The organism is Sphingomonas sp. UYAg733 (assembly GCF_054057355.1).
Genome location: NZ_JBSRZE010000035.1, coordinates 1 through 1,157 on the forward strand (window position 1 = coordinate 1; position 1,157 = coordinate 1,157).

The window sequence follows — 1,157 nt, forward strand, 5'->3', positions numbered from 1 at the left end:
CCCCTTGTATCTAGACGAGCACGGCTCGTTTCTGCTGGAAGCGACTGAGCGCCGGGGTGGGTGGCCACCCACCCCGGCGCGGCGGCGATGTCGCCCGTTACCCCTCAGGTGCCCACCGTGGTGGAGCTTGGGATCATCGCCGTTGTCACGCACGACCGAACAGTCGGTTGATTTGCAATCGCACAGACAAGGCAGGTTACCGTGATGCGCATCATTTGTGGAGTGGATGTTTCGAAGGTCTGGCTCGATAGCTGGGCGACCGGGCGCTATCAGCGTTTCGCCAACACGGCGCAAGGAGTCGAACAACTGCTGGCCTTCTGCCGGGAGCAGAACGTCGAGCTGGTCGTGATGGAAGCCTCGGGAGGCGTCGAGCAGGCCGCCTTTCTGGCGCTCTGGAAGCAGGGACAGCCCTGCGCCATCGCCAACCCCCGGGCGGTTCGCAGCTTCGCCGATGCGATGGGGTATCTGGAGAAGACCGATCGGATCGATGCCGAGATGATCGCCGGCTATGCCGGCGCCAGCAAGCTGGTAGCAACGCCCCCGCCGTCCGAAGATCAGCGCCGGTTGACCGCGCTTGCTGCCAGATTGCGGCAGGTTACCGCCGATCTTTCGATCCAGAAGCAACGGCTCCACAGCACCGGCGAGCCGACTGCGTTGGCCAGCCTCAAGGAGGCGATCACCTTCTTCAATCGCCAGGCCAAGGCGCTGGCGGCAGAAATCGCAACCCTGGTCACCGCTGATCCGCTCTGGGCCGAGCTGGACAAGACCATCCGTTCGATCAAAGGCCTTGCCGATCGAACCGTCGCCGTCCTGCTCGCCGATCTGCCCGAACTCGGCACCATCTCGAACAAGGCCATCGCCAAGCTCGTCGGCCTTGCTCCCCTCGCCAACGATAGCGGCAAGCGTAATGGCCGGCGCTCCATCCGCGGTGGCAGGGCTTCGGTTCGATCGATCCTCTTCCTCGTCGCCGATGTCGCCAGAAAATACGACGATGACCTCGCCGCTTTCCGCGAGAGGCTCCTCGCGCAAGGCAAGGAAAAGATGGTCGTACGCATCGCTCTGGCCCGCAAACTCCTCGTCAGGCTCAACGCAAAGGCACGCGAAACGCGCGCGCACCTCGCGCATGCAGTTTGACAATCCAGATAGTCGCTCCACCA

1 protein-coding gene is annotated in these 1,157 nt (G+C 63.4%); it reads left to right on the top strand.

Annotated elements, in window-relative coordinates; all coding sequences use genetic code 11:
• Positions 1 to 201: 201 nt before the first annotated feature.
• Positions 202 to 1,134 (top strand): IS110 family RNA-guided transposase, encoded by a 933-nt coding sequence (locus ACVWZA_RS21785; protein WP_457313541.1) that lies wholly within the window; start codon positions 202 to 204, stop codon positions 1,132 to 1,134.
• The last annotated feature ends 23 nt before the right edge of the window (positions 1,135 to 1,157 follow it).